The organism is Azospirillum thermophilum (genome assembly GCF_003130795.1).
Classification (GTDB): Bacteria; Pseudomonadota; Alphaproteobacteria; order Azospirillales; family Azospirillaceae; genus Azospirillum; species Azospirillum thermophilum.
Window position 1 is genome coordinate 366,350 of the sequence record NZ_CP029356.1, and the last position, 26,106, is coordinate 392,455.

The 26,106-nt window shown below is 69.4% G+C and carries 21 protein-coding genes and 3 pseudogenes; 12 read left to right on the top strand and 12 right to left on the bottom strand.

Annotated features, from left to right (window positions below):
* Positions 1 to 5: 5 nt before the first annotated feature.
* From DEW08_RS32795 to DEW08_RS22840, 7 genes and pseudogenes are all read left to right on the top strand, one after another.
* On the top strand, positions 6 to 776 hold the full coding sequence (locus DEW08_RS32795; protein ID WP_245986914.1) for a hypothetical protein: 771 nt from the start codon (positions 6 to 8) through the stop codon (positions 774 to 776).
* 26 nt (positions 777 to 802) lie between these two features.
* The gene (locus tag DEW08_RS22815; protein WP_245986915.1) at positions 803 to 4,756 is read left to right on the top strand and encodes an alpha-2-macroglobulin family protein; all 3,954 of its coding nucleotides are present in this window, start codon (positions 803 to 805) and stop codon (positions 4,754 to 4,756) included.
* Between the two features lie 653 nt (positions 4,757 to 5,409).
* Positions 5,410 to 5,868, top strand: coding sequence for a MerR family transcriptional regulator (locus tag DEW08_RS22820; protein WP_109331631.1), 459 nt, complete (start codon positions 5,410 to 5,412; stop codon positions 5,866 to 5,868).
* A pseudogene (locus DEW08_RS22825) lies at positions 5,865 to 7,000 on the top strand (thiolase family protein). The gene DEW08_RS22820 and the pseudogene DEW08_RS22825 overlap by 4 nt, the downstream one beginning before the upstream one ends.
* Before the next feature lie 30 nt (positions 7,001 to 7,030).
* On the top strand, positions 7,031 to 9,364 hold the full coding sequence (locus DEW08_RS22830) for a 3-hydroxyacyl-CoA dehydrogenase/enoyl-CoA hydratase family protein (RefSeq protein WP_109331632.1): 2,334 nt from the start codon (positions 7,031 to 7,033) through the stop codon (positions 9,362 to 9,364).
* A 16-nt stretch (positions 9,365 to 9,380) separates the two neighbouring features.
* Positions 9,381 to 11,170 (top strand): annotated as a pseudogene (locus DEW08_RS22835) (acyl-CoA dehydrogenase C-terminal domain-containing protein).
* A gap of 407 nt (positions 11,171 to 11,577) precedes the next feature.
* Positions 11,578 to 12,228 carry a response regulator gene (locus tag DEW08_RS22840; RefSeq protein WP_109331633.1) on the top strand — a complete coding sequence of 217 codons (651 nt, stop codon included), beginning with the start codon at positions 11,578 to 11,580 and terminating at the stop codon, positions 12,226 to 12,228.
* A gap of 104 nt (positions 12,229 to 12,332) precedes the next feature.
* Here DEW08_RS22840 and DEW08_RS22845 read toward each other — a convergent pair whose 3' ends face one another.
* The 4 genes from DEW08_RS22845 to DEW08_RS22860 form a co-directional block, all read right to left on the bottom strand.
* Positions 12,333 to 12,767 carry a CBS domain-containing protein gene (locus DEW08_RS22845; protein WP_109331634.1) on the bottom strand — a complete coding sequence of 145 codons (435 nt, stop codon included), beginning with the start codon at positions 12,765 to 12,767 and terminating at the stop codon, positions 12,333 to 12,335.
* Between the two features lie 225 nt (positions 12,768 to 12,992).
* Entirely contained in the window at positions 12,993 to 13,700 is a 708-nt protein-coding gene (locus tag DEW08_RS22850) for an OmpW/AlkL family protein (protein WP_109331635.1), read from the bottom strand.
* Between the two features lie 169 nt (positions 13,701 to 13,869).
* Entirely contained in the window at positions 13,870 to 14,355 is a 486-nt protein-coding gene (locus DEW08_RS22855; RefSeq protein ID WP_109332352.1) for a hypothetical protein, read from the bottom strand.
* Positions 14,356 to 14,390: 35 nt separating this feature from the next.
* On the bottom strand, positions 14,391 to 15,530 hold the full coding sequence (locus tag DEW08_RS22860) for an NAD(P)/FAD-dependent oxidoreductase (protein ID WP_109331638.1): 1,140 nt from the start codon (positions 15,528 to 15,530) through the stop codon (positions 14,391 to 14,393).
* Positions 15,531 to 15,774: 244 nt separating this feature from the next.
* On the opposite strand from DEW08_RS22860, the gene DEW08_RS22865 reads away from it, so the two are divergent.
* The 3 genes and pseudogenes from DEW08_RS22865 to DEW08_RS22875 all read left to right on the top strand — a co-directional run bounded on the left by DEW08_RS22865 (position 15,775) and on the right by DEW08_RS22875 (position 18,138).
* Positions 15,775 to 16,497, top strand: coding sequence for a hypothetical protein (locus DEW08_RS22865; protein ID WP_109331639.1), 723 nt, complete (start codon positions 15,775 to 15,777; stop codon positions 16,495 to 16,497).
* Between the two features lie 53 nt (positions 16,498 to 16,550).
* Positions 16,551 to 17,473 (top strand): annotated as a pseudogene (yddG, locus tag DEW08_RS22870) (aromatic amino acid exporter YddG).
* Positions 17,474 to 17,556: 83 nt separating this feature from the next.
* Positions 17,557 to 18,138: a cytochrome b/b6 domain-containing protein gene (locus DEW08_RS22875; protein WP_245986916.1), complete on the top strand. Its 582-nt coding sequence runs from the start codon at positions 17,557 to 17,559 to the stop codon at positions 18,136 to 18,138.
* A gap of 130 nt (positions 18,139 to 18,268) precedes the next feature.
* Here the strand turns inward: DEW08_RS22875 and DEW08_RS22880 are convergent, their stop codons facing one another.
* The 5 genes from DEW08_RS22880 to gloB form a co-directional block, all read right to left on the bottom strand.
* Positions 18,269 to 18,706 carry a c-type cytochrome gene (locus DEW08_RS22880; protein ID WP_109331644.1) on the bottom strand — a complete coding sequence of 146 codons (438 nt, stop codon included), beginning with the start codon at positions 18,704 to 18,706 and terminating at the stop codon, positions 18,269 to 18,271.
* A gap of 144 nt (positions 18,707 to 18,850) precedes the next feature.
* Positions 18,851 to 19,885 carry a hypothetical protein gene (locus tag DEW08_RS31325; RefSeq protein ID WP_168220482.1) on the bottom strand — a complete coding sequence of 345 codons (1,035 nt, stop codon included), beginning with the start codon at positions 19,883 to 19,885 and terminating at the stop codon, positions 18,851 to 18,853.
* 185 nt (positions 19,886 to 20,070) lie between these two features.
* Positions 20,071 to 20,499, bottom strand: a complete 429-nt coding sequence (locus DEW08_RS22890) for a cupin domain-containing protein (protein ID WP_109332357.1) — start codon at positions 20,497 to 20,499, stop codon at positions 20,071 to 20,073.
* A gap of 2 nt (positions 20,500 to 20,501) precedes the next feature.
* Positions 20,502 to 21,104, bottom strand: coding sequence for a glutathione S-transferase N-terminal domain-containing protein (locus DEW08_RS22895; RefSeq protein WP_109332353.1), 603 nt, complete (start codon positions 21,102 to 21,104; stop codon positions 20,502 to 20,504).
* Between the two features lie 119 nt (positions 21,105 to 21,223).
* Positions 21,224 to 21,991, bottom strand: coding sequence for a hydroxyacylglutathione hydrolase (gene gloB / locus DEW08_RS22900; protein WP_109331647.1), 768 nt, complete (start codon positions 21,989 to 21,991; stop codon positions 21,224 to 21,226).
* Between the two features lie 65 nt (positions 21,992 to 22,056).
* Here gloB and DEW08_RS22905 point away from each other — a divergent pair, with 65 nt between their 5' ends.
* Positions 22,057 to 22,815: a class I SAM-dependent methyltransferase gene (locus DEW08_RS22905; protein WP_109331648.1), complete on the top strand. Its 759-nt coding sequence runs from the start codon at positions 22,057 to 22,059 to the stop codon at positions 22,813 to 22,815.
* Positions 22,816 to 22,830: 15 nt separating this feature from the next.
* Here the strand turns inward: DEW08_RS22905 and DEW08_RS22910 are convergent, their stop codons facing one another.
* Positions 22,831 to 24,045, bottom strand: a complete 1,215-nt coding sequence (locus tag DEW08_RS22910; protein WP_109331649.1) for a methyl-accepting chemotaxis protein — start codon at positions 24,043 to 24,045, stop codon at positions 22,831 to 22,833.
* A gap of 120 nt (positions 24,046 to 24,165) precedes the next feature.
* Between DEW08_RS22910 and DEW08_RS22915 the strand changes: the two genes are divergently transcribed.
* Positions 24,166 to 24,750 (top strand): RBBP9/YdeN family alpha/beta hydrolase, encoded by a 585-nt coding sequence (locus DEW08_RS22915; RefSeq protein ID WP_109331651.1) that lies wholly within the window; start codon positions 24,166 to 24,168, stop codon positions 24,748 to 24,750.
* A gap of 4 nt (positions 24,751 to 24,754) precedes the next feature.
* Here DEW08_RS22915 and DEW08_RS22920 read toward each other — a convergent pair whose 3' ends face one another.
* Together DEW08_RS22920 and metW are read right to left on the bottom strand one after the other, a co-directional pair.
* Positions 24,755 to 25,336 carry a PRC-barrel domain-containing protein gene (locus tag DEW08_RS22920; RefSeq protein ID WP_109331652.1) on the bottom strand — a complete coding sequence of 194 codons (582 nt, stop codon included), beginning with the start codon at positions 25,334 to 25,336 and terminating at the stop codon, positions 24,755 to 24,757.
* 93 nt (positions 25,337 to 25,429) lie between these two features.
* The gene (gene metW / locus DEW08_RS22925) at positions 25,430 to 26,077 is read right to left on the bottom strand and encodes a methionine biosynthesis protein MetW (protein WP_109331653.1); all 648 of its coding nucleotides are present in this window, start codon (positions 26,075 to 26,077) and stop codon (positions 25,430 to 25,432) included.
* Between the last annotated feature and the right edge of the window lie 29 nt (positions 26,078 to 26,106).

The window sequence follows — 26,106 nt, forward strand, 5'->3', positions numbered from 1 at the left end:
TGCGTATGTTGCCCGTGCTGGCGCGTGTCTGTGCCGTCCTCCTCGCATCGTCCGTTCCCGCCATCGCCGCCACCCCGGCGGAGCCGGTTCCCTTCGGCGTCTCCAGCGTCGAGGTGGTGGCCGAGCGCGACGTGCCCCAGGCCTGCTTCACCTTCACCGACCGGCTGGAGCGGTCGCGGGCGGTGAACTACCGCGACTTCGTGGAGGTGCAGCCGGCGGTCGACGGCGCGGCGATCGCCCGCGACCGGACGCTCTGCGTCGAGGGGCTGCAGCACGGGCAGAAGTACCAGATCACGCTGCGCGACGGGCTGCCCGGCGCCGACGGCAAGCGCCTGCCGGCTGCCGATCTGCGCGAGGTGGCGGTCCCGAACCGCAAGCCGTCGCTCGCCTTCCGCGGCGCCGGCTACATCCTGCCCCGCGTCGGGGCGGAGGGGCTGCCGCTGCGCTCCATCAACCTGGACCGCGCCAAGCTGCAGGTCCTGCGCATCGCCGACCGGGCGCTGGTGGAGAAGATCTATTTCGGCCGCATCGGCCAGCAGCTCTCCGACTACGACGTCGGCGAGATGGTCGACCGCGCCGGCCAGGAGGTCTGGCGCGGCGAGATGGCGATCAGCAACCTGCCGAACAAGGCCGTGGTCACCGCCTTCCCGATCGACGCGGTGCTCGGCAAGCTGGAGCCGGGGTCTACATCGCCGTCGCCGGAGCCGAGGAGATCAAGCCCGGCGGCTGGGAGCAGAAGGCGACCCAGTGGTTCGTCGTCTCCGACCTCGGCCTGAACACCATCGCCGGCGAGGACTCGCTGGTGGTCTTCGCCCGTTCGCTGCGCTCCTCCGCCCCGGTGGGCGGGGTCGAGCTGCGGCTGGTGGCGCGCAACGGGGCGGAGCTCGGCCGGGCGCAGACCGGGGAGGACGGGCTTGCCCGCTTCGATCTCGCCGCCCTGCGGGCCGCCGGCGGGGAGCCGGCGCAGGCCCTCTTCGCCACCCGCGGCGCCGGCGACTTCGCCGTGCTGGACCTGACCGCCAACAACCCGGTCGGCGATCAGCCCGACCGCCCCGCGGCCACCCGGTCGGTCCCCGGTCAGCCCGACGCCTTTCTCTATACCGAGCGCGGCATCTACCGTCCGGGAGAACCGGTCCATCTGACTGTGCTGTTGCGTGACCCCGACGCCCGGCCGCTGCCCGGCCGGGGGTTGACCGTAAAGGTCCTGCGACCCGATGGGCTCGAGGTGGAGCGCCGCAGCCTGACCGACAGCGGGGCCGGCGCCTACGCCACCCGCATCGACCTGCCGGCCAACGGCTTCGCGGGGACCTGGACGGTGACCGCCCATGCCGAACCCGATGGCCCGGCGCTCGGCCGGGTCGAGTTCCTGCTGGAGGATTTCGTCCCGCCCCGCCTGGACATCGCGCTGTCCTCCACCGCCAGGGAGCTGACGCCCGATGGCGGCGCGACGGTGGAGCTCGACGGCCGCTATCTCTACGGGGCGCCGGCCGCCGGCCTGCCCGGCGAACTGTCGGTGACCCTGCGCCGTGCCGCCAATCCCTATCCCGACCTGCCCGGATACCGGTTCGGCCTGATCCAGGAAGAGGTCACGCCGCGCAAGTCCGAGCTGCCGGGCTTCATCACCAACAGCTCCGGCGACGCCTCGCTGAACGTCCGCCTGCCGCAGCCGCCGGAAAGCACCCGGCCGCTGGAAGCGGTGGTCCGTGCGACGCTGTTCGACATCGGCGGCCGCCCGGTCGGTCGCGACCTCGTCCTGCCGGTGCGCCACCAGCCTTTCGCCATCGGCATCCGCCCCCGATTCGAGGGTGACGGCGTGCCGGAGGGGGCCACCGCCGGCTTCGACGTCGTCGCGGTGGGGCCGGACGGCAAGCCGGTGGACAAGTCCGACCTCTCCTTCGAGCTGTTCGAGGAGGAGTACGACTACGCCTGGTTCGAGGCCAACGGCCGCTGGGATTACAAGGTGACCGTCCGCGACCGGCGGGTCACCGGCGGCACCCTGTCCGCCGGCACCGACAAGCCGGGATCGGTCGAGGCCCCGGTCACCGCCGGGCGCTACCGGCTGGAGGTGTTCGACGCCAAGACCGGCGTGGCGAGCAGCGTGCGCTTCGTAGCCGGCTGGTGGATGACCCCGACCGCCCAGGAGCGGCCGGACGAGGTCGACGTCTCGGTCATGATGCCGGCCTATCGCGGCGGGGAGACCGCCTGGATCCACGTCAAGCCGCCCTACCGCAGCCAGGTCCTGATCGCGGTCGCCGACCGCAGGATCCGTCAGGCCATCACGCAGGAGATCGGTCCGGAGGGCGCCTTCCTGCAGGTTCCCGTCGACCCGTCCTGGACCGGCGGGGTCTACGTCCTGGCCACCGCCTTCTCCACCGATCCCGAGGCCAAGGGAGGACCGCGCCGCGCCGTCGGCCTGTCCTGGCTGGCGATGGACGAGAGTCAGCGCGCTCTGGCCGTCCGTCTGAACACCCCGGCCGAAACCGAGCCGCGCCGCGCCATGACCGCCGAAGTGACGCTGGATGGTGTGCCGGAGGGGCAGCAGGCCTATGTCACGCTGGCGGCGGTGGACGATTCGGTCCTCCAGCTCACCGACCAGCAGACCCCGGACCCGGCCGGCCACTATCTGGGCAAGCGGCGCCTGTCCGTCGAGCTGCGCGACTCCTTCGGCCGGCTGATCGACCCGGCGGGCGTCGAAACCGACCGGGTCCGGTCGCCCGGCTCGCCGCGGCTGCGCCAGATCGGCGGCATGCTGCCGCAGAAGTCGGAGCGGGTGGTCTCCCTGTTCTCCGGCATCGTCACCGCCGGAGCGGGCGGCAAGGCGCAGGTGCCCTTCGATCTGCCGGACTTCCAGGGACGCCTGCGCGTGATGGCCGTGGCCTGGAGCGGCGACAAGCTGGGCCGCGCCGAGAGCTTCGTCCTGGTCCGCGACCCCGTCCTGGCCGATCTGACGCTGCCGCGCTTCCTGTCTCCGGGCGACACGGCGCAGCTTCTGGTGACGCTCGACAATCTGGCTGGGCCGGCCGGCGATTATCGCGTCGCCTTGTCGGCCGACGGGGCGATCGCGCTGTCCGGTGGCGAGCTGACCGTTCCGGGCCTCGGCCGCGGCAAGCGGGCGACCGCCGGCCGTGTGCTGACCGCCACCGCGGTCGGCTCCGGCCATCTCACCCTCGACGTCACCGGTCCGGACGGGCTGCGCATCACGCGGAGCTGGGACGTGACGGTCCGCCCCGCCGCGTCGCCGCAGGTGCGCCGTGCGGTCTCCACCCTCGGCCCCGACAAGGGGCTGACCGTGCCGGCCGATCTCACCACCGGCCTGCGGCCGGAGACGGTGACGGCCGCGGCTTCCGTCAGCACCCTGCCGGAGATCGACGTGGCGGGTCTTCTCCTGTCGCTCGACCGCGCCGGCATCGGCGGCGCCGAGCAGACGGCGAGCCGCGTCCTGCCCCTGCTGTCGTTCGGCGATGTCGCGGTGTCGCTGGGCATCGGCAGCGAGGAGCGGATCACGGCGCGCGTCCAGCGCGGCATCGACCGGTTGCTCACCTTCCAGACCGCGGACGGCGGCTTCGCCAACTGGTCGCCGAAGGGGGAGGTCGATCCCTGGCTGACCGCCTATGCCGCCGACGTGCTGGGCCGGGCGCGGACCGCCGGCTATCGGGTGCCGGACGTCCCCTACCGCAAGGCCCTGGACTGGTTGAAGCGGACCATCGACAACGCCTGGGTCGAGCCGGCCGATCTGCCCGGCCGCGCCTACACCCTCTATGTGCTGGCGCGGGCCAAGATGACCGACGGCAATGCGGTCCGCTATTTCCAGGAGACCTACTGGGGCCAGCTCCAGACCGATCTCGGCCGGGCGCAGATCGCCGCGGCGACAGCCGTCCTGGGCGACCAGGGCCGGGCGGTCGAGGCCTTCGGCAAGCTGACCGGCGCGCGGGTGGTGACGTCGACATTGAACGACCACGGCTCCTCGCTCCGCGACGAGGCCGGCGTGGTCTGGCTGATGGCCGAAAGCGGGGTCGTGGAGCGCGAGCGTCTGACCCAGGCCGCCGACCGCGTCGCCAAGACCTTTGCCGCGGTGCGCACGACCAATGCTCAGGAGCAGGCCTGGCTGCTGATGGCGGCGAAGGCGCTGATCGACCGGGCGCCGCCGATGAAGCTGCTGGTCGGCGACCAGACGGTGGAGAACGCCAAGCCGCTGTTCCAGCGCATCGATCCGGCAAATCCGCCGGTCCTGCGCAATGCGGGAACGGAGCCGGTGCGCCAGATCGTCTCGGCCGTCGGAGTGCCGGCTGAGCCGCCGGGGCCGGAGGAGCAGGGGATGACGATCAGCCGCCGGGTCTTCGACATGGCCGGCCGGCAGGTCGACCTCGCGGGGGTCCGCCACAACGATCTGCTGGTGGTGATCCTGGAGGGGGAGGCGGCAAATCCGTTCGACCACCAGGTTCTGGTGACCGATCCGCTGCCGGCGGGATTCGAGATCGAGAATGTCCGGCTGGCCAACAGCGGGCAGCTCGGCAACCTGTCCTGGCTGGGCGATCTGTCGTCGGCCCGCCATGTGGAGTTCCGCGACGACCGCTTCGTCGCTGCGGTCGACCTGCCCAAGCAGGCGCCGCGGTTCCGTCTGGTCTATCTGGTGCGGGCGGTCACGCCGGGCGAATTCGCGCTGCCGGGAGCGACGGCCGAGGATCTGCAGCGTCCGCACCTGTCGGCGCGGACCGCAGCGGCCCGCCTGCGGGTGCTGCCGACGCAGGCTCCGTGATTGTGGCGGCGGGAAGCGGGTACAGGCCCTCCTGCTCCGCTTCCCGCCGCCGGCTCAACCGGATCATCGCGGCGGCTATGGCCATGAATACCGCCGCGAGAGCCGCGTAGACGAGCAGGGCATGCCCCAGGACGGTACCGGCCAGTACCGCCGCAAGGTAGGATATGCCCAGCAATACGATGGCGCGCGACGACATCGTCTGTCCCAACCCCCGTTTTCCGTACACTCTTTGTCAATCCGCCGCTGGCCCTGTCCCGTCGGGGACTGCACCCTCTCCGTGCGGAGGCCCGGTTCGTCACCATCAGCCTGCCATAGTTCATTGTCGTAACAAACCGTGGCAAGCTGTCACAGTGCGGCTCGGTCGCACCTGACCTGCAGCCGACTCCTGACATGTGGGCGCTGCGGCCCTCCGCAATAACTGCGACACCTTGCAACACCTCCTTCAGGCTTGCGGGAAAGGGCGCCGACGCCGGTCGCCGTGGCGGCGCCGAACCCTAATTGTCTTCCGGAGACAGCCATCTGCAGCCCGCACAGCAATGAACGCCGGGGAATGGCGGAGTGCGCGAACAGTCCGTTCGACGCTTGACAGCAAGCGACAGACACCTTACCTTTACGTAAACGTCAGGCGACGGAATGGTTGAGGGAGTGTGGGAATGGCTCAGGCCGGTTGCGGGCCAACTCCGATTGAGGATGGGGCGGACGACCGCCTCCGTCCGATCGGCGAGCTTGCGGCCGAGTTCGGGCTGACCCACCGCACCATCCGCCATTACGAGGAGGAAGGCCTCCTGGCGCCCGCGCGGGACGGCCAGATGCGCCTCTACGGCCATCGGGACCGCGCCCGGCTTGCCTTGATCTGCCGGGGGAAGCGGCTGGGCTTCAGCCTGGCCGAGATCAAGGATTTCCTGAACCTCTACGACACGGACGACGCCCAGGTGGAGCAGATGCGCTATGCGCAGATGATCGCCCGGCGCCGCATCCAGGCCCTCGAACGGCAGCTCGTCGACGTCCGCCAGACGCTGGGCGAACTGCAGGTCATCGACACCCAGATCTCCGAATACCTTCGCCGCTACGGCGCCACGGAGACGCAGAGCATGGAGGAGTCTCGCACATGAAGTCGGTCGTCATCGCCGGGTTCGCCCGTTCGCCCTTCGCCTTCGCCCACAAGGGCGAACTGACCAAGGTCCGCCCGGACGACCTTCTGGCGCGCGTGATCGCGGCCCTGGTCGAGCGCACCGGCGTCAATGCGCAGGACGTCGAGGACGTCATCGTCGGCTGCTCCTTCCCGAGGGCGAGCAGGGCATGAACGTCGCCCGCACCGTTTCCTTCCTGGCGAAGCTGCCGCTGACGGCCGCCGCCACGACGGTCAACCGCTACTGCGGCTCGTCCATGCAGTCGATCCACCAGGCGGCCGGCGCCATCCAGATGGGGGCCGGCGAGGTCTTCATCTGCGGCGGCATCGAGTCGATGACCCGCGTTCCGATCATGGGTTTCAACCCGATGATCAACCCGGCGCTGAAGGAGAGCTATCCGGAGGCCTATTGCTCGATGGGCATCACGGCGGAGAACGTCGCCCGCAAGTTCGGAATCTCCCGCGCCGAGCAGGAGCAGCTCGCCGTCGGCTCGCATGCCAAGGCCGGCGAGGCCCAGGCGGACGGCCGCTTCAAGGACGAGATGGTGGCGATCGAGACCCCGGCCGGTCTGGTCGACCGCGACGGCTGCGTCCGCCCTGGCACCACCGCCGAGAAGCTGGGCGAACTGAAGCCCGCCTTCATGGCCGACGGCGTGGTGACCGCCGGCACCTCCTCGCCGCTGACCGACGGCGCCGCCGCGGTGCTGGTGACGACCGAGGAGTATGCCCGGGCCAACGGCCTGCCGATCCTGGCCAAGATCCGCTCGGTCGCCGTCGCCGGCTGCGAGCCGGAGCTGATGGGCATGGGTCCCGTCCCGGCGACCCGCAAGGCGCTGGCCCGCGCCGGCCTCTCGATCGGCGACATCGACATCATCGAGATCAACGAGGCCTTCTCGTCCCAGGCCATCGCCTGCATGCGCGAGCTCGACATCGACCTCGCCAAGGTCAACCTTGATGGCGGCGCGCTGGCGCTCGGCCACCCGTTGGGGGCCACCGGTGCCCGCATCACCGGCAAGGCGGCCTCGCTGCTGAAGCGCGAGGGCAAGCAGTTCGCGCTCGCCACCCAGTGCATCGGCGGCGGCCAGGGCATCGCGACCGTCCTGGAAGCGGTCTGACGGCAGCCCCGGCGAAGGGAGGAGAACCTCATGAAGATCGAACGCGCCGCCGTGATCGGTGCGGGTGTGATGGGCGCCGGCATCGCCGCCCATTTCGCCAACGCCGGCATCCCGGTCGTCCTGCTCGACATCCCCGCCAAGGAGGGTGACCGCAGCGCGATCGCCAAGGGTGCGGTCCAGAAGATGCTGAAGACGGACCCGGCTCCGTTCATGCATCCGAAGAACGCCAAGCTGATCACCACCGGCAACCTGGAGGACGACCTCAACCTCCTGGCCGACGTGGACTGGATCGTCGAGGCGATCATCGAGAACCCGGCGATCAAGGCGGACCTCTACAAGCGCATCGACCCGGTGCGCAAGCCGGGATCGGTCGTGTCGTCCAACACCTCGACCATCCCGCTGAACCTGCTGGTCGAAGGCCAGTCGGAGCGGTTCCGCAAGGACTTCCTGATCACCCACTTCTTCAACCCGCCGCGCTACATGCGGCTGCTGGAGATCGTGGGCGGCACCGATACGCGGGCCGATGCCCTGGCGGCGGTGGCCGACGTCTGCGACCGGCGGCTGGGCAAGGGCGTCGTCCACTGCAAGGACACCCCGGGCTTCATCGCCAACCGCATCGGCGTCTTCTGGATCCAGACCGCGGTCAACGCCGCCGTCGACCTGGGCCTGACGGTCGAGGAGGCGGATGCGGTCGGCGGCCGTCCGATGGGCATCCCGAAGACCGGCGTGTTCGGCCTGATGGACCTCGTCGGGCTCGACCTGATGCCGCACATCGCCAAGAGCATGCTGGCGACCCTGCCGCCCAACGATCCCTATCGGGACTCGGTGCGCGAGCATCCGGTCATCGCCAAGATGATCGCGGAGGGCTACACCGGCCGCAAGGGCAAGGGCGGCTTCTATCGCCTGAACAAGGCCAACGGCGCCAAGGTCAAGGAGTCGGTGGACCTGCGGACCGGCGAGTACCGTCCGTCGGAGAAGGCCCGGCTGGACAGCGTCTCCGCCGCCGGCCGGGACCTGCGCAAGCTGTGTGAGCACCCGGACAAGGGCGGCCGGTTCGCCCGTCGCGTCCTCGCCCACACGCTGGCCTATGCCGCCAGTCTGGTGCCGGAGATCGCCGACAGCATCGTCGCCGTCGATGAGGGCATGCGGCTTGGCTACAACTGGAAGCAGGGTCCGTTCGAACTGATCGACCGGCTGGGCACCGCCTGGTTCGCCGAGCTCTGCCGCTCCGAGGGTCTTCCGGTTCCGGCCCTGGTCGAGACCGCCGCCGGCCGGCCCTTCTACCGGGTCGAGGACGGCAAGCTGCAGCATCTGACCACCGCGGGCGTCTACGACACCGTGGTCCGGCCGGACGGCGTCCTGCTGCTGTCGGACGTCAAGCGCGCCGCCGGCAACAAGCCGGTGTGGAAGAACGGCTCGGCCAGCCTGTGGGATATCGGCGACGGTGTTCTGTGCTGCGAGTTCACCTCGAAGATGAACGCGGTGGACGGCGACATCATGGCCGCCTACGGCAAGGCCATGAAGCTGATCGGCGACGGCAAGGGCGAGTGGAAGGCGCTCGTCATCCACAACGAGGCGGACAATTTCTCGGTCGGTGCCAACCTGGGTCTGGCGCTGTTCGCGCTGAACATCGGGATGTGGTCGCAGATCGAGGAGATGGTCGAGGCCGGCCAGCGCACCTACCGCGCCCTGCGCTACGCCCCCTTCCCGGTAGTGGCCGCGCCGAGCGGCATGGCTCTGGGCGGCGGCTGCGAGATCCTGCTGCACTCCGACCATGTCCAGGCGCATGCCGAGACCTATGTCGGCCTCGTCGAGGTCGGCGTCGGCCTGATCCCGGGCTGGGGTGGCTGCACCGAGATGCTGGCGCGCTACGCCAGAAACCCAAAGGCGCCGCGCGGGCCCATGCCGCCCGTCGCCACCGCGTTCGAGACCATCAGCCTCGCCAAGGTCGCCAAGTCGGCGGCTGAGGCCAGGGACCTGATGTTCCTGCGTGCCACCGACGGCATCACCATGAACCGCGACCGGCTGCTGGCCGACGCCAAGGCGAAGGCGCTGGAACTGGCTGCCGGCTACACGCCGCCGGAGAAGGACAGCTATGTCCTGCCGGGGCCGGGCGGCAAGGCGGCGCTCGACCTGTTCGTGGAGGGCTTCGCCCTGCAGGGCAAGGTCACGCCCCACGACAAGGTGGTCTGCTCGGCGCTCGCCGAGATCCTGACCGGCGGCGATGCCGACATCAGCAAGCCGGTGGGCGAGGACGACCTGCTGCGCCTGGAGCGCAAGGCCTTCATGGAGCTGGTCCGCACCCCCGGCACCATCGACCGTATCGAGCATATGCTCACCACCGGCAAGCCGCTGCGGAACTGAGCGGGAGGAACGAGGAATGCCGATCTACAAGGCTCCGCTGGAGGACGTGCGCTTCGTCCTCAACGAGATCGTCGGGCTGGACAAGCTCTCCGCCCTGCCGGGCTATGAAGAGGTGACGCCGGACCTGGTCGAGCAGGTGCTGGGCGAGGGCGCCAAGCTGTGCGAGGAGGTCCTGTTCCCCTCAACCAGCCGGGCGACGGCGAAGGCTGCCATTACGAGAACGGCGTGGTCCGCACGCCGAAGGGCTTCAAGGAGGCCTACCAGACCTACATCGAGGCCGGCTGGCAGGGGCTCGCCTGCGATCCGGCCTATGGCGGGCAGGGCCTGCCGAAGCTGATCAACATCATGCTGGAGGAGTTCATCTGCTCCGCCAACCTCAGCTTCGGCATGTATCCCGGCCTGTCGCTCGGCGCCTACAACGCGCTGTCGATGTACGGATCGGACGAGCTGAAGGCCCGCTTCCTGCCGAAGCTGGTGGACGGCACCTGGTCCGGCACCATGTGCCTGACCGAGCCGCACAGCGGCACCGACCTCGGCATCATCCGCACCAAGGCGGTGCCGGCCGGCGACGGTTCCTACAAGATCACCGGCACGAAGATCTTCATCTCGGCCGGCGAGCATGACCTGACGGAGAACATCCTCCATCTCGTGCTGGCGCGCCTGCCCGACGCGCCGGCCGGGACCCGCGGCATCAGCCTGTTCCTGGTGCCGAAGTTCATGCCCAACGAGGACGGCACCCCCGGCCCGCGCAACGGCGTCGCTTGTGGCTCCATCGAGCACAAGATGGGCATCAAGGCGTCGGCCACCTGCGTCATGAACTTCGAGGACGCCACCGGCTGGCTGGTCGGCGAGCCGCACAAGGGCATGCGGGCGATGTTCGTGATGATGAACGCGGCCCGGCTGGCCGTGGGCATCCAGGGTCTGGGACTGGCCGAGGTCAGCTACCAGAACGCCGTCAACTATGCCAAGGAGCGTCTGCAGGGCCGGTCACTGTCGGGGGTGAAGGCTCCGGACAAGCCGGCCGACCCGATCATCGTTCATCCCGACGTGCGCCGGAACCTGCTGACCGCCCGGGCCTTCACCGAGGGGGCCCGTGCCCTGGGCGCGCTCACCGCCTACAAGCTCGATGTGGCGGAGAAGCACCCGGACGCCCGCACCCGCCGGGATGCCGACGAGTTCGTGCAGCTCATGACCCCGATCGTGAAGGCCCTCTTCACCGACATCGGGTTCGACGCCGCCAACATCGCGGTGCAGGTCCATGGCGGTCACGGCTTCATCTGGGAAACCGGCGTCGAGCAGTATGTCCGCGATGCGCGCATCTGCCAGATCTACGAAGGCACCAACGGCATCCAGGCACTGGACCTCGTCGGCCGCAAGCTGCCGCAGGACATGGGCCGGCTGCTGCGTCACTTCTTCCACCCGGTCGGTGCCAGCATCGAGGCCGACATGGAGGATGACGAGCTGGCGGAATTCGTCCTGCCGCTGGCCAAGGCCTACGCGAAGCTGCAGCAGGCCACCGCGCTGATCGCGCAGAAGGGCATGAAGGATCCGGAGGAGGCCGGTGCGGCCGCCACCGACTATCTGCGCCTGTTCGGGCTGGTGGCGCTCGGCTGGATGTGGCTGGAGATGGTGAAGAAGGCGAAGGCCGGGCTTGCCGCCGGGGAAGGCGATGCCGCCTACTTCGACGCCAAGATCAAGACGGCCCGTTTCTACTTCACCAAGCTGCTGCCGCAGAACAGTTCCTTGTTCGCGACCATCATGGCCGGCGCCAAGCCGCTGATGGAGTTCGAGGAAGCCGCGTTCTGAGGCGGTGGTGAGGGCCGCGGTCCGCCGCGGCCCGATTGGTCTGTCGAGATCTCCCGACTTCCGGCCGGCTGCGGCACCCTCCGGGTGCCGTGCCGGCCTTTCTTCATATGAGCCAAGATCGAGTTGCGGGAATCGACCCCATCCTTAAGATCGGCCGGGTGATCGCCGAACGGCATTGCCCCGGACGGTTGTGAGTCGACACCGTTTCCGCAGGCTGTAGCGTGTGACAAAAGTTAATTTCGGGTTGTCGATCCCCTGCACGGCGTGGTACATCTTAACAGCCATTACAATAGTCATGCCCCTCCTATACCTTTGGCATTTTAGACATATGAGGGTCCATGGCGACCGTTCCTCTGCATGGTCCATAGGCCGGTGTCTGGGCAGCCTTGAGTTCGGGAGTTGAAGTCATGAAGATCCTGATCGGAGACGACCATGTGCTGTTCCGGGAGGGATTGCGTCGTCTGCTGGAGCAGTTGAAGGAGGGCGCGACCTTTGCCGAAGCCAGCAACTTTGACGAGTTGCTGGAGATGTGCGGCAGGGACGAGTCCTATGATCTGGTCCTGACCGACCTGCGAATGCCCGGATGGCCGGGGTTCAGCGGCATCGAGATGCTGCGCGAGAAGCAGCCGAACGCCAAGGTGGTTGTGGTCTCCGCATCGGAGGCTCACCACGACGTGCGCGACGCGCTGGAGCACGGGGCCGTCGGCTACATCCCCAAATCCTCCAGCGTCAAGATCATGCTGAGTGCGCTCGACCTGATCTTCTCCGGCGGTGTCTATGTTCCGCCGACTGTCCTGCGTGAAGGCAACTCCGAACCGGAGACCCGCGGCGGCCCTGCGGTTCCGCCGGTCGATCCGCAGCTCGAGCAACTGCTGACGCACCGTCAGCGTGAGGTTCTGGACCGCCTGCGTGAAGGCAAGTCGAACAAGCAGATCGCGCACGAATTGGGTCTGTCCGAAGGAACGGTCAAGATCCACATGACCGCGATTTTCAAGTCGCTGGGCGTACGCAACCGCACCCAGGCTGCGATGGCGTTCCCGCAGTCCCACTCCGCCTGACGCCGATCTGGCGCACCAGCAGCGCCGGAGCCGATCATGAAAGTCCCCTCTCCCGATCCGGGAGAGGGGTTTTTTTCGTTTGCCAGGGCGGCCGGGCCTGCCGCTCAGCCGATCCCCGCGACGAAACCACGCAACGATTCGACCTCCAGCTCGGCATCGTCGATGCGTGCCTTCACCACGTCGCCGATGCTGACGAGGCCGATGACTTGGCCGCCCTCCAGGATGGGGACGTGGCGGATACGCCGCTCCGTCATCACTTCCATCATCTGGGCGACCGTGTCGTCGGGACCGGCAGTGACGAGTTCGCGTGTCATCAACTCCGTTGCCGGAAGGTCGAGTGCGGATGCACCGAGGCGGGCGATGGCGCGGACGATGTCGCGTTCCGACACGATCCCCTGCGGTTGACCGTCCCCATCCTGGACGAGGACGGCGCCGATGCGGTTCTGCGTCAACAGCGTAGCGATTTCCGCGACCGTGTCGGTCGGGCGGGCAGAGATGATCCGGCTGCCCTTTCGTTTCAAGACGGCGGCGACATGCATGGCGTATCGGCCTCCCTCCAAGGAAAGGTTAGATCATCACACTGTTGTGGTCGCTGATGGAAGCCGGAAAAAGACAGGGGAGGCTACCCTTTTCGGTTTAACGGCCGACTGACTTTCGAAACGGGCATGCTCCGCCCGTCATGTCCCGGGTTTCATGTGATGGCAAAAGAAAACGGCGGCCTCCGGAGAGGCCGCCGTTTTTCGGCGTTCCGGTCGAGCCGGAGATTAGAAGCGGTAGCCGATGCCGACGCCGACCAGCCACGGATCCAGCGTAACCTTCGAGGTGACCGGGATGGCGCCGTTGACCGAGGCGGTCACGTCGGTCTTCAGGAAGATCTTCTTGACGTCCACGTTCAGCGACCAGTTGCCGGTCAGGGCAACGTCCACACCGGCCTGCAGGGCGAAGCCGAAGCGGTTCTTGTAGTTGGTGCTGGTGATGCGGAGGTTGTTCGGGTTGTTCGTGTTCGCCGCGTCCTCGTTGTAGAACAGCGTGTAGTTGACGCCGGCGCCGACGTACGGGCTGATCCGCTCCTTCGGCATGAAGTGGTACTGAACGGTCAGGGTCGGCGGCAGCAGGGAGACCTTGCCGATCTCGATGTTGTTTCCGCCCACGATGCTGTTCAGGTTGCCGCGCACCTTGTGGCGGCTGGTGCCGGCGATCAGCTCGGCGGCGATGTTGTCGGTGAAGAAGTAGGTGAAATCGACTTCCGGAATATAGTCGTTGCCGACCTTGGCGGAGCCGATGGAGGCGTTGACCGGGGCACCGGCGTTCAGGGTGCCCTTCTCCTGCGGCAGCACGGCAACGCCGCGGGCGCGGATCACGATGTCACCAGCCGACTTGCCCTTGAAATCCTGGGCCAGCGACGGAGACGAAATGGCGGCGAGGGCCGTAGTCGCCAGCAGGACGGCGGCGGCGCGGGTCAGGACGGTCATGGATTCACTCCAGGCGAATGCGGTGTTGCTGTTATCTTTGGCAATTGCCACTTGAGCTATTACCAGACCGTGCCTGGGGTTACCAGTGCGACACAACCGCACGCCAGATTCTGCAGCAGTCATGCAACAGTGACGAGTTGTCGCATAGACAATTGCGCATAGGCCGTTCTCAGGGTTTGGGAACCGGAACGGGCGGCGGGATCAGGGCCAGGCAGTTCTGGACGATGGCATAGCACTGGCCGAGGCGTGTCGCTCCGCCGGTTGCGCCGCCATAGACGATGCGCTCCACCACGCCGTTGCGCAGGGTGAAGGTCGCTTCGCAATCGACGCTGGCCACCTCGGTGCCGTAGTCCGGCCAGTCGTGATAGCCGAGCCCGTAGCCGTAGCGCGGGCCCCAATGCCCGCCCCACAGGCCGACCGACGGGCTGGGATAGCTGACGATCCGGCCGCTCCGGTAGGTGAAGAATTCGCGGTTGTCGACCGCAGCCTGCCGTTCCGGTACGCCGGCACAGGACAGCAGGGTGGCCTTCGGCATTCCGACCAGCGCGTTCTGGGCGAAAAGCGCCTGGTCGGCCGCCGGGTTGGCGCAGCCGCCCAGGCTCCCGGCCAGCACGCCGGCCATGAGAATCCACCGTCCGAACGATCGCACAGCCATGATGACCTCCACTTCTCGCAGCGGCCCCGGTCGCTTCACCGCAAGCGCGACGGCGCCAGATCGCCGACATCGACGCCGAGGGCCGCGACCTCCGGCGGCAGGGAGGCGCCGGTTGCCAGGGCCGCGGCCGTCCGCCCCATCGCCGGCGCCGTCTGGATGCCGTAGCCGCCCTGTCCGGCCAGCCAGAAGAAGCCCTCCGCCGCGTCGTCGAAACCGACCACCGGCACCTTGTCGGCGACGAAGCTGCGCAGGCCGGCCCAGCGGTGCGCCAACCGTGGAACGGTAAAGCGTGTCGCCTGTTCCAGCCGGTCGATCACCACCGCGACGTCGAACTCGTCCGGCTGCACGTCGCAGGGCGGCATGGGCGTCTGGTCGGCCGGGGACGCCAGCAGCCGTCCGGCGTCCGGCTTCACGTAGAACCCCTCGCCCACGTCGCTGACCATCGGCCAGCGGTCCAGGCTCTCCTTGATCCCCGGATCGGCGAAGACGGGATCGAAGGTGACGGCGGTGCGCCGCTTCGGCACCAGCCCGACCGGGCGCACCCCGGCCAGCGCTGCCAGCTCGTCGGCCCAGGCGCCGGCGGCGTTGACCAGAACCGGTGCCGCGACGCTGCCGGCTGAGGTGTCGACCACCCACAGCCCGTCGCGACTGGCGGCGGCCGTGACCTCCGCACCGGTCACCAGCCGGCCGCCGCGGGCCTTCAGCCCGCGCAGGTAGCCGTGATGCAGGGAATGCACGTCGATGTCGCGCGCCTCCGGCTCCCACACCGCGGCGAGCGCATAGTCCGGGCGCAGGAACGGCGCCATCTCCATCACCTGGGCCGCGTCCAGCCGCTCCACGCTCGGCACCAGGGCGCGCGACTGCCGGTACTCGTCCTCCAACAGGTCCGCCTGGTCGGGGCGGCCGATGATCAGCGCACCGCGGGGCGTCAGCAGCGGATGCTCCGCGAAGCCGTCGGGCGGGTTGGTGTAGAACTCCCAGCTCGCCACCGTCATGGCGCGGACGACGGCATGGCCGTAGGTCTGGGTATAGAGCGCGGCGGAGCGGCCGGTGGAGTGGTAGCCCGGCTGCGGCTCGCGCTCCAGCAGCAGCACGCTGCCGTGCCGGGCCAGTTCATAGGCGGCGGAGGCACCGGCCATGCCGGCGCCGACGACCAGAAAGTCCGCTCGCTCCACCTCACTCCTCCTCTTGTCCGTTCAGGCGCCGCTCTCGGTTGTTCGATCCTTCACCGGCCGGGCGGGGCAAGGCAACCTCGTCCTGCGCAGGGGAGGCAGAAATTTCCGCAGGGGCCGGCCGGAATTGCCGCCCTTGCCGGCCCCTTCGGCCGCGGCGCTGCTGCAATCGCTGGTTTTCGCGGTTGGCCTGCATTCTGCATTCCGAATCCTCGAACGCTCCGCGAAGAGCGCATGGAGGGATGAGATGGCAGGCCTATCCGGTCTCGGTGATATCGGCAGCATGGCGCAGAGCCTGCAGCAGTCGATCGACGCCGCGGTCAAGCGGGTACGGGAGCAGGCGTCCGGCGCGCAGGATACCGGCGCCAAGGGCAAGGTGCAGGAGTATGAGCAGACTGTCCGCAAGTCGGCCAGCAACCTCGCCCCCTTCGCCACCAACATCGGCACGCTGGTCAAGGACACCAGCCGCCTGAACGTGTTCAGCACGCTCGCCGCCAACGATCCGGCGGACTTCTACAAGTTCACGGTCCCGGTGAAGGGGGAGGCCACCATCGGCCGGGTCGGCGACGCCACGGTCCGGGTCCAGCTGATGGACCGGCAGGGCAAGGTGCTGGCCGACAGCGGCAAGGATGCCGGGGCCGCCTACGATGCCTACAAGAAGATGGAGAAGGGCGAGCTGACGCTGGACAAGGGCGACTATACCCTGCGCGTCACCCGCGACAAGGACGTGCCGCTGAAGGACGCCCAGAACTACGGCGTCCAGCTCCGCATGGGCGGCTACAGCAAGGACTACGACACCATCGCCAAGCAGCCGGCCAAGGGCGACAATCCCTTCGGCGGGAACACCAGGCTGCAGGGGCTGGCGGCGATCCTCACCGGCTCCGGCCCGGCAGGCTCCGCCGGCCCGGCCTCGCGGATCCTCGGCACGGGCTATGGCGGCCGGGGCTCCCTGCTGAACGGTCTGTTCTGACCCGCGACCGGGGTGCCTTGCGACATTCCGCAGGGCGCGCTATCCAGGGCACCATGACTGCCGAGACCTCCACCACCGAATCCAGCGCCCGGGCCTCCACCGCCGCGGTGCGCCGTGCCACCGCCGTCGGTGCGCTCGCCATCCTCCTGTGGTCCACGCTGGCGCTGCTGACGGCGCTGTCGGGGACCATTCCTCCGTTCCAGCTCGTCGCCATGGCCTTCACCATCGCCTTCCTGGTCGGGACGGCGGCTGGGATGCTGCGCGGCAAGGACGTGGTCGGCGTGCTGCGGCAGCCGCCGGCGGTCTGGCTGCTGGGGATCGCCGGCCTGTTCGGCTATCACTTCTTCTACTTCCTGGCCTTCCGGCTGGCGCCGGACGCGGCGGTCGAGGTCAACCTCCTCAACTATCTCTGGCCGCTGCTGATCGTCCTGTTCTCGGCCCTGCTGCCGGGGAGCGGCTGAAGCGCGGCCACCTGCTGGGCGCCTTCTGCGGGCTGGCGGGAACCGTGCTGATCGTCACCGGCCGCGGCCGGGGCGTCTCGCTGGAGGCCGGGAGCCTGCCCGGCTACCTGTCGGCCCTTGCCTGCGCGGTCACCTGGGCCGCCTATTCGGTGCTGTCCCGCCGCTTCGGCAATGTCCCGACCGAAGCGGTCGGCGGCTTCTGCCTCGCCACCGCCATCCTGGCGGCGCTTTGCCATTTCGCCTTCGAGACGACCGTCGTCCCGGTGGGGGGCGAGTGGCTGGCCGTGCTGGCCATGGGCGTCGGGCCGGTCGGCGCCGCCTTCTTCGTCTGGGACCACGGGGTGAAGCGCGGCGACATCCGGGCGCTGGGCGTGCTGTCCTATGCCACGCCGCTGGCCTCCACCCTGCTGCTGATCCTGTTCGGGCAGGCGGTGGGGGGCTGGACCGTGTGGACGGCCTGCGGCCTGATCGTCGGTGGTGCCGTACTGGCGAGCCGCGACGTTCTGAAGGGCTGATCGGCCCCTGCGGCGGCGCGTCCGTTGCGGCGCGTCAACGATCCTGGGAGACTATCAGAGTTTCCTGATACGCGAGGATGGACATGTCTGCGGCGACTTCCAAGCTCCGGGTCTGGGACCTGCCGACCCGGCTGTTCCACTGGCTTCTGGCCGTCTGCGTCGCGGCCGCCTGGTGGTCCGGCGAGAACGGCAAGTTCGACCTGCATTTCATTCTGGGCTACGTGATCCTTGGCCTGCTGGCTTTCCGGCTGCTCTGGGGCTTCGTCGGGTCGCCGACCGCCCGATTCGCGCAGTTCGTCCGCGGACCGGCGGCCGTCATCGGCTACATCCGCCATCGCCTGGGCAAGCCGGGCGGGATCGAACCGCCGCCGGGCCACAACCCGCTGGGCGGCTGGATGGTGGTGGTCCTGCTGCTGGTTCTGGCCGTCCAGGCGGGAACCGGCCTGTTCACCAGCGACGACATCGCGGTGGACGGCCCGCTGGTATCCTCTGTCTCGTCCAGGACGGCGAGCCTGCTCAGCACCATCCACCGGCTGGAGGCCAAGGCGATCCTGGCCCTGGTCCTGCTGCATGTGGCGGCGGTGCTCGTCTATCTGCTGGTCTTCCGCGAGAACCTGATCCGCCCGATGGTCACCGGCTGGAAGAGCGCGTCGAGGAAGGGCTGACCAGCCCCGGGCGCTGTTTCGCATCCGGTTCGTTCCGTCATCGTTCCATTCCGGATACGGATCATTCCGGTATAAAAAAGGCCCGCTTCGGCAAACACCGCAGCGGGCCTTCTGCTGTCGGTCGCGAGCTTTACTCGGAACGATAGCTGTCGTGGCAGGCCTTGCAGGTGCCGGCGACGGCGCCGAACTGCTTCTTGGTGGCGGCGGCGTCGCCCGCGGCGGCGATCTGCGACAGCTTGGCGCTTTCGGCCGCGAAGGCGGCGTTCTTGGCCTTGAAGTCGTCCATGTTCGACCAGATCGCCGGCTTGGCCTTGGTGTCGCCCTTGTCGGACCCGGCGGGGAACAGGCCGCCCGCCTTGGTGGCGACGTCCGCCAGCTTGTCGGCGCTGGTCTTCACGACGGCGAGGTCGCCGCCGTCGTCGAGCGTCTTCTTGATCATGCCCATGGCCTCCTTGGCGGCCTTGAAGCCGTCCTTGCGGGCCGCGATGGGGTCCTGGGCGCTGACGGTGCCGGCGGCGAGCAGGCCGGCCGCGAGGGCGGCATAGGCCACGGCCTTGCGAAGGGTCATCACAATCTCCTCGGGGTGAATGCTGCGAACGTGAATGGTCCGATCAATGGTCCCGCGCGGCACGGACGGTTGTGGGTGCGCTGCACGAAACACGAAAGACGACGGACATTAGGGAGGGCTGATCGATCAGGTCAAGTGACGAAGTCACGAAGCACCGGAGCCTGACAGGGGCTTGACGCCGATTTCCTGGGCCAAGCCACCCGAAGGGTGGTAAGGCGTCTGCATCGATCGTGCCCTCCGGACGCTGCCGCCATGTTCCGTCGCCTTGCCCTCGCCCGTGCTTTCCTGAAGGACGTCTGGCTGCTCGCCAAGCCCTACTGGTCGTCGGACGAGCGATGGGCCGCCCGCGGGCTGCTGGCCGCCCTCCTGCCGTTCATGCCAGGTTCCCGCGACGACGAGAGCCGGAACCTTGCCGCTGCCGCGCTCCAGAGCGAACCCGCTCAACGTCTCGGCGATATGATCCCGCGCCTCGGCCGGTATCATCAGTTCCGGCCACGTCACGACGGTGCAGCCAGCGTCGAGGGCAGTATCGAGCTGCCGGCGGATGGCATCCAACTGGTCCGGACAATCGACGCCGGTCACCAGGAAGCCCGCACCGGTCGACGCGATCTTCAACTCGTAGTCCTTGAACAGCGCCGCGCCGAACAGCGGCGGCTGGTCGGGCGTTCTCGCCACCCGCTGTTCCGTCAGCCGAACCGGCAGCCCGGCGATTTCCGCCGGCAGGACGCGGTTGAACAGCAGGCCTCTCTTCTGAAAAGGCTGCGACCTTCGCGTGGCGGATCGCGGGATGGCCCTCGGCACGACATAGGCGGTGCCTGACGGCGTCCGGTATGCCGCCCCGGGATCCGACACCGCCCCCAGATGGGGACGGGCATCATGCAATTCCCGGTCGAGCGCACGCAGGAAGGCGCCGGCCGCCAGGGTATCCTTCTGCGCGGTCCCATGGAACTCGGGCCGGAATGTCCCCTGCTCGAACCGTCTGATCCAGTTGGAGGATTCCGCCGCCAATGCGTCTTCGTGGAGATCGCGGAATGCCACGCCGACATCGGCAGGGGCCTTCAGGAACAGTCCGGAAAGCGCCGCCACGGCTTCCCTGAAATGCCCGGCCCGCTCGGCGTTGGCCAGTTCCTGATCGCCTGCCATGGCCGTCGCCAGGGTTGCCGCGACGGCGTCAACCAATCTGATCCAATCCGGGAACCGCATGGCGTGAATGATCGATGCTGTTGGTGCAATCCACCCTCATGGGTGGTTCATGGTGGCATGAAAGCCTGCAAAAAGGGTGATGACAAGCGATATCGGCCATCCTGCGGGTGCGCTTTCGGAACAGCACCCGCAGTTTCGCCAGCAGGAACGCCGGTCGCCGCTCAGCCCGGCTCCCAGCCCTCCGGGGCCAGTTCGAAGCCGGCGAACTCGAAGGCGGGGGAGACGGTGCAGCCGACCAGCACCCAGTCGCCGAGCGGGCGGGCGGCCTGCCAGGCGTCGGCCGGAACGACGCCCTGCGGGCGCTGGCCGGCCGCGAGATCCATGCCGAGGATGCTGCGCGTCACCGTCCGGCCGTCGGTCGAGACGGCAAGCTCCAGCGGGCCGCCGGCATGCCAGTGCCACATCTCCACCGCATCCACCCGGTGCCAATGCGAGCGTTCGCCGGCCCGCAGCAGGAAGTAGATGCCGGTCTTTACCCCGCGCCCGCCGCCCGGCGGGCTGTCGCGGTAGGTCTCGACATAATGGCCGCCCTCGGGATGCGGCTGCATCCCGAGGAGGTCGATGATCCGCTCCGGCGTCAGGTCGGCCATGATCACACCGGGGGCGCCGTGCGGCGGAAGCTGTCGCGGTCGGACGCCGTCGCGAACCAGGCGGCCAGCTTCGGCCGGCCCTCCCGCCAGGGCTCGTGGCCGAAGCGGAAGTCGAGGTAGCCGAGAGCGACCATAACGGCCAGCGTGCCGATGGTCAGGTCGCCGCCCAGGCCGTCGGCCTCCGCCTCCAGCAGGTCGAGCGCGCGGGCGACGGCGCGGCCCTGGCGGTCGGCCCAGGCGACGGATTTCTCGCCGTCCGGCCGGTTGGTCTCCAGCCGGCGCAGGATCGCGGCGTCGCAGATGCCGTCGGCCAGCGCCTGCAGGCGAAGCGCCGTCCAGCGGGCCGGGCCGGCGGCCGGGAACAGCGCCGGGCCGCTGCCCAGCGAATCGAGATATTCGACGATCACCGGGCTGTCGAACAGGGTGGTGCCGTCCTCCAGAACCAGGGCCGGCACCTTGCCGAGCGGATTGTCCTTCGGCAGGTCGGTTTCCGGCGACCAGGCGTCGGTCTGCTGCCGCTCCACCGCGGAGTCCAGGCCGCGTTCGATGATCACCATCATGACCTTGCGGACATAGGGCGAGGTCGCACTCCAGCGCAGCTTCATCATGCCGTATTTCCCCCTGAAGGTTCTGGCGGTCGCTCGGGCTCCGCCGGCCGGACCGGCCGGATGGGGAGGAGCCTAGCCGGGCACTCCCGCCCCGTCCCATTCGGAAATCTCGGGCTTCACCCGCGGAAATGGTCCTTGCGGCTGCGGATCTCGGCGAAGACGCGCACCGGATCGGCGCCCGGCAGCCCGACCGCCGCCTGCACCCCCGGATCGTCGGCGCGCAGGAAGGGGTTGGTCCGCTTGTCCTCGCCCAGCGTGAAGGGGATGGTCGGCTCCCCCCGCTCGCGGGCGGCGGCGATGGCCTCGGCGCGCCGGCGCAGGTCCGGGTTGTCGGGATCGACCGTGACGGCGAAGCGGGCGTTGGACAGGGTGTATTCGTGTCCGCAATAGACCGCCGTGTCGTCGGGCAGCCGGCGCAGCGCGGTCAGCGAGCCCCACATCTCCTCCGGCGTGCCTTCGAACAGCCGGCCGCAGCCGAGCGCGAACAGCGTGTCGCCGCAGAACAGGGCCTTGGCCCCGGCGAACCAGAAGGCGACATGGCCGCGGGTGTGGCCGGGCACAGACAGGATCTCGGCGGTTTCGCCGCCGAAGGTGACGCTGTCGCCGTCATCCAGCGCGATGTCCAGGCCGGGGATGCGGTGCGAATCGGCGCGGGCGCCGATCAGGGTGGCGCCGCTCTCCGCCTTCAGCTCGGTGCAGCCGCCGATATGGTCGTCATGGTGGTGGGTGGCGAAGATATGCGTCAGGCTCCAGCCGCGCTCGCGCAGCGCGGCCTTCACCGGGGCGGCATCCCCCGGATCGACGACCCCGACCTTGCCTGTCGCCGCATCGCGCAGCAGATAGATATAGTTGTCGGCAAAGGCCGGAACGAGATGGACCTCCACGGCAGCAACCCTCCCTGTCGTCGTGTTGGACGTGGTACGATCTGAACAGCCTGATCAGGATATCCATGTATACAGACATCGTCGACCTGCGGGAGTTCTACGAATCGGGCCTCGGGCAGGCCGCGCGCCGCATGATCCGGCGGCGGATCCGCATGATCTGGCCGGATCTGCGGGGGCAGATCGTTCTCGGCATCGGCTACACCACCCCTTATTTGCGGCCCTTCCAGGGTGAGGCCGACCGGGTCGTCGCGGTGATGCCGGCCAGCCAGGGCGTCACCTTCTGGCCGCCGGAGGGCCCGGGGCTGGTGGCGCTGGGCGACGAGGCGGACCTTCCCTTCGGCGATATGACGATCGACCGGGTGCTGCTGGTCCATGGGCTGGAGGGGACGGAGCAGCTCCGCCCGCTGATGCGGGAGATCTGGCGCGTGCTGGCCGGCGGCGGCCGGGTGCTGGTGGTGGTGCCGAACCGGCGCGGCCTGTGGGCACGGGCCGACTGGACGCCGTTCGGCCACGGCTTCCCCTATTCCGCCTCGCAGCTCAAGCAGGTGCTGCGCGAGGCGATGTTCGTGCCGGAACGCACCGGCCACGCCCTGTTCATGCCGCCGCTGCGCTCCCGCTTCCTGCTGAAGACCGCCCCGGCGTGGGAGGAGGTCGGCGGGCGCTGGTTCAAGGCCTTCGCCGGCGTGACGATGATCGAGGCGTCGAAGCAGATCTTCGCCGGCGTGTCGCGCCGGACGCAGGCGGTGCCGGTGAAGCGCCGCCTGATCGTCCCGCTGCCGGGCGGGGCGGCCCCCGCCGCCCGGCGCAGCGCCGGGACGAAATAGCCCCGGCGCGCTCTCTCAGGCGCGGAGCTGGCGCAGCAGGTCGCCGACGCGGGCGTTCAGCCCGCCGACCCGCTCCGTCACCGTGCGGGCCAGCCCGCCGAGCTGGTCCAGCGTCTGCGCCACGTCGGTCACCGTGCGCTCCGCGTCGCCGATCCGCTGTTCGGCCGCCACGGCGTCCTGCCGCGACTGGTCGATGCTGCGCGAGACGTCGGCGGTCAGGGCCGCCTGCTCCTCGATCGCCGCGGAGACGGTGCCGTTGATCGTCTGGATGGAGCCGATGGTGGTGTGGATGCGGCCCAGCGCCTCGTCCACCGCCGCCGTCTCCTTCTGCAGGTTGGCGACCTGGTCGGCGATCTGCTTGGTCGCCTCGGCGGTCTGGCGGGACAGCGCCTTCACCTCGTTGGCGACGACGGCGAAGCCGCGGCCGGCCTCCCCCGCCCGCGCCGCCTCGATGGTGGCGTTCAGCGCCAGCAGGTTGGTCTGGCTGGCGATGGCGTTGATCAGCTTCACCACGCTGGCGATCTGCTCCGCCGCCGCCCGCAGCGAGGTCATGACGGTGGTGGCGCGGTCGGAATCCTGCGCGGCGGCGAGGCTGATCTCGCGGGCGCGGCCGGTGTCGCCGGAGATGCGGTCGGCGGTGGCGGCGAGCTGGTCGAGCACGCTGACGATCTGCCCGACCGAGGCGTCCACCGAGCGGGCGGCCATCGCCGCGTCGCCGGTCTGGCGCAGGCAGTCGGTCCCGGCGCCGCGGGCGGCCGCCACCGACTCGTCGAGTGCGCGCCCGGCCTCGGCGGTCTCGGCGACGATGCCGCCGATCTCGCGCTCCAGCCGGTCGGCCAGCTCGCGGAACTGGCGGGCGCGCCTGGCCTCCGCCGCCTCGGCGCGCAGGATGGAGACGGCCCAGTGGCGGGCGACGCGGGCATAGCGGCGGGCCTGGTCGACCGGACCGGCGACGCCCAGCGAGGCGATCCGCTCGCCGTCGAGGTCGATGGCGGTGTTGAAACCCTCGCGCATGGCGCCGCCGGAGCGCGCCGCCTCCTCCCGGGTCACCGGCCGCTCGTCCGCCCGGCGGGCCATGATCTCGGCGGCGACGGGGTGGGGCGTGCCGATCCGGCCGCGGTCGGTGGAGGCGACGATCGCCCCGTCCCTGCCCATGACGGAAACGACCACGTCCAGTTCGCGGCCGATGTGATCGCAGATGTCCTGTGCGATGGTGGTGCTGAGGTCCAAGGCGTTGCTCCCCCGGTTGGACAGTCTGTGGGTTCCGTGTCGTTCTCGCGTGCGTCGATGGCACCCGCTTGTCCTTTCCGGGAAGGATCGGCGACTCTTTCTTAACGTGAGGTTGAGGACATGGCCCCTGCGACAGTTTTGATCCTGCCCGGGCTCGGCAATTCCCCGCCCGGCCACTGGCAGAGCTGGCTGGAACGGCGGATGCCCGCGCTGCGGCGGGTCGACCTCGGCGATTGGGACGCCCCGGCGCCGGAGGTCTGGGCTGCGCGGCTGGAGGAGGCGGTGACGGCGGCGGTGACGCCGGCCGCGGGCAAGGTGGCAGGGCCGGTGGTGCTGGTCGCCCACAGCCTGTCCTGCATCCTGGTCGCCCGCTGGGCGGCCTCCGGGACGCCGGCGGTGGGCAAGGTGGCGGGGGCGCTGCTGGTGGCGCCGCCCGACGTCGACGCGCCGGACGGCATCCCGGCGGAGGCGGCGCGCTTCGCGCCGGTTCCCGTCGACCCGCTGCCCTTCCCGGCGCTGGTCGTCGGCAGCCGCAACGACCCCTATTGCCGGGCGGAGCGCGCCTGCGCCTTCGCCGTCGCCTGGGGTGCCGACTTCATCGACGCCGGCGAGGCCGGGCACATCAACGCCGACTCCGGGCACGGCCCCTGGCCGATGGGCGAGACGCTGCTGCGCCACCTGCTGGAGGAGGCCGCCGGCGGCTGAACCGTCACTGCGGTCGCTTCAGCGTGCGGTCGCTGTCGCCATAGGTGAAGGCGGGCGCCTCGGTCAGGTCGGCGGAGTCGAGGTCCAGCGTGGCCGACGCCCGGTCGGTGCGCAGCGCCGTCACCGGCACCGAGACCAGTTTGCCGCCGGCCTCTCCGCCGGCCTCTCCGCCGGTTGCCCCGCCGCGGCGCGACAGGACCACCCGCTCGACCCGGTCGCCGTCGGGGGACAGGGTGAAGTCCTGGATCTCGCCGCTTGCCAGGCCGTCGCGGGTGCGGACCATCCTGCCGACCAGGGCGCGGGCCTGATCGGCGGTCATCGCGTCGGGCGGCAGGGTGGCGACGGGGGCGCCGCTACCGCTGCCGGCGGGCGGGGCGGGGTTCTGGACCTCGCGCGACGGCGCCTCGCCGTCCACGCCGGTCGGCGAGGTGGTGGCGTCGGTCGCCGGCTGGTCTTCCGGCCGCGGCGCGGTCATCAGCGGGGCGGTCTGCTGGGCGACGGTCGTTTCGGCCGGCGCCGGCGCGGCGAGCAGGGCGGCAGCACAGGCGGCGAGCAGGGCGGGGCGGAGCGGTACGCAGCGGCGCATGGGCGGAGCCTCCTTGGCCTCGGGACGAGGTTTGGGAGTCAACACCGGCGGGGCCGCGACCGTTGCGCGGCCTGTCGCGGCGGCAGCGCGTCCTCAGCCCCGGCGCAACAGGAATACGCCCTGTTCGCCCAACAGGTTGGCGAATCCGGAATGGGCCCGTCCGGTGACGCGGCCGGCGCGGTCCATGATCCGCGACTGCTCGATCCGGATGTTCATCTCCTCGCACAGCACGACGAAATCGCGGATCGTACAGAAGTGGATGTTGGGGGTCTCCCACCACTGGTAGCCCAGCTTCTCGGTCACCGGCATGCGGCCGGTCACCAGCAACTGCAGCCGGATGCGCCAGTAGCCGAAGTTGGGCACCGAGACGATGGCATGGCGCCCGATGCGGCACAGCGTCTCCAGCACGGCGCGCGGATTGCGCATCGCCTGCAGGGTCTGGCTGAGGACGACGTAGTCGAAGGCGTCGGCCGGATAGTCCTTCAGGTCGGTCTCGGCGTCGCCCTGGATGACCGACAGGCCGTGCGCCACGCACTGCCGCACGCCGTCCATGCTGAGCTCGATCCCGCGGCCGTCCACCTGCTTGGCATGGGTCAGGTAGTCGAGCAGCGCGCCGTCGCCGCAGCCGATGTCCAGCACGCGGCTGTTCGGCCGCACCATGTCCGCGATCAGCTTCAGGTCGTCGCGGATGGCGGGGGGCTGGCGGGTGAGGCGGGCGCTCTGCTCGTCGAGGGGGCTCATCGGGGGCGACTGGCTTTCTTGGTCGGCAG

Bases quoted from the DNA above. Each gene is read 5' to 3' on its own strand.
- DEW08_RS32795 (WP_245986914.1), top strand. From the start codon at position 6: ATGTTGCCCGTGCTGGCGCGTGTCTGTGCCGTCCTCCTCGCATCGTCC.
- DEW08_RS22820 (WP_109331631.1), top strand. From the start codon at position 5,410: ATGGCTCAGGCCGGTTGCGGGCCAACTCCGATTGAGGATGGGGCGGAC.
- DEW08_RS22830 (WP_109331632.1), top strand. From the start codon at position 7,031: ATGAAGATCGAACGCGCCGCCGTGATCGGTGCGGGTGTGATGGGCGCC.
- DEW08_RS22840 (WP_109331633.1), top strand. From the start codon at position 11,578: ATGAAGATCCTGATCGGAGACGACCATGTGCTGTTCCGGGAGGGATTG.
- DEW08_RS22845 (WP_109331634.1), bottom strand. From the start codon at position 12,767: ATGCATGTCGCCGCCGTCTTGAAACGAAAGGGCAGCCGGATCATCTCT.
- DEW08_RS22850 (WP_109331635.1), bottom strand. From the start codon at position 13,700: ATGACCGTCCTGACCCGCGCCGCCGCCGTCCTGCTGGCGACTACGGCC.
- DEW08_RS22855 (WP_109332352.1), bottom strand. From the start codon at position 14,355: ATGGCTGTGCGATCGTTCGGACGGTGGATTCTCATGGCCGGCGTGCTG.
- DEW08_RS22865 (WP_109331639.1), top strand. From the start codon at position 15,775: ATGGCAGGCCTATCCGGTCTCGGTGATATCGGCAGCATGGCGCAGAGC.
- DEW08_RS22875 (WP_245986916.1), top strand. From the start codon at position 17,557: ATGTCTGCGGCGACTTCCAAGCTCCGGGTCTGGGACCTGCCGACCCGG.
- DEW08_RS22880 (WP_109331644.1), bottom strand. From the start codon at position 18,706: ATGACCCTTCGCAAGGCCGTGGCCTATGCCGCCCTCGCGGCCGGCCTG.
- DEW08_RS22890 (WP_109332357.1), bottom strand. From the start codon at position 20,499: ATGGCCGACCTGACGCCGGAGCGGATCATCGACCTCCTCGGGATGCAG.
- DEW08_RS22895 (WP_109332353.1), bottom strand. From the start codon at position 21,104: ATGAAGCTGCGCTGGAGTGCGACCTCGCCCTATGTCCGCAAGGTCATG.
- DEW08_RS22905 (WP_109331648.1), top strand. From the start codon at position 22,057: ATGTATACAGACATCGTCGACCTGCGGGAGTTCTACGAATCGGGCCTC.
- DEW08_RS22915 (WP_109331651.1), top strand. From the start codon at position 24,166: ATGGCCCCTGCGACAGTTTTGATCCTGCCCGGGCTCGGCAATTCCCCG.
- DEW08_RS22920 (WP_109331652.1), bottom strand. From the start codon at position 25,336: ATGCGCCGCTGCGTACCGCTCCGCCCCGCCCTGCTCGCCGCCTGTGCT.
- metW (WP_109331653.1), bottom strand. From the start codon at position 26,077: ATGAGCCCCCTCGACGAGCAGAGCGCCCGCCTCACCCGCCAGCCCCCC.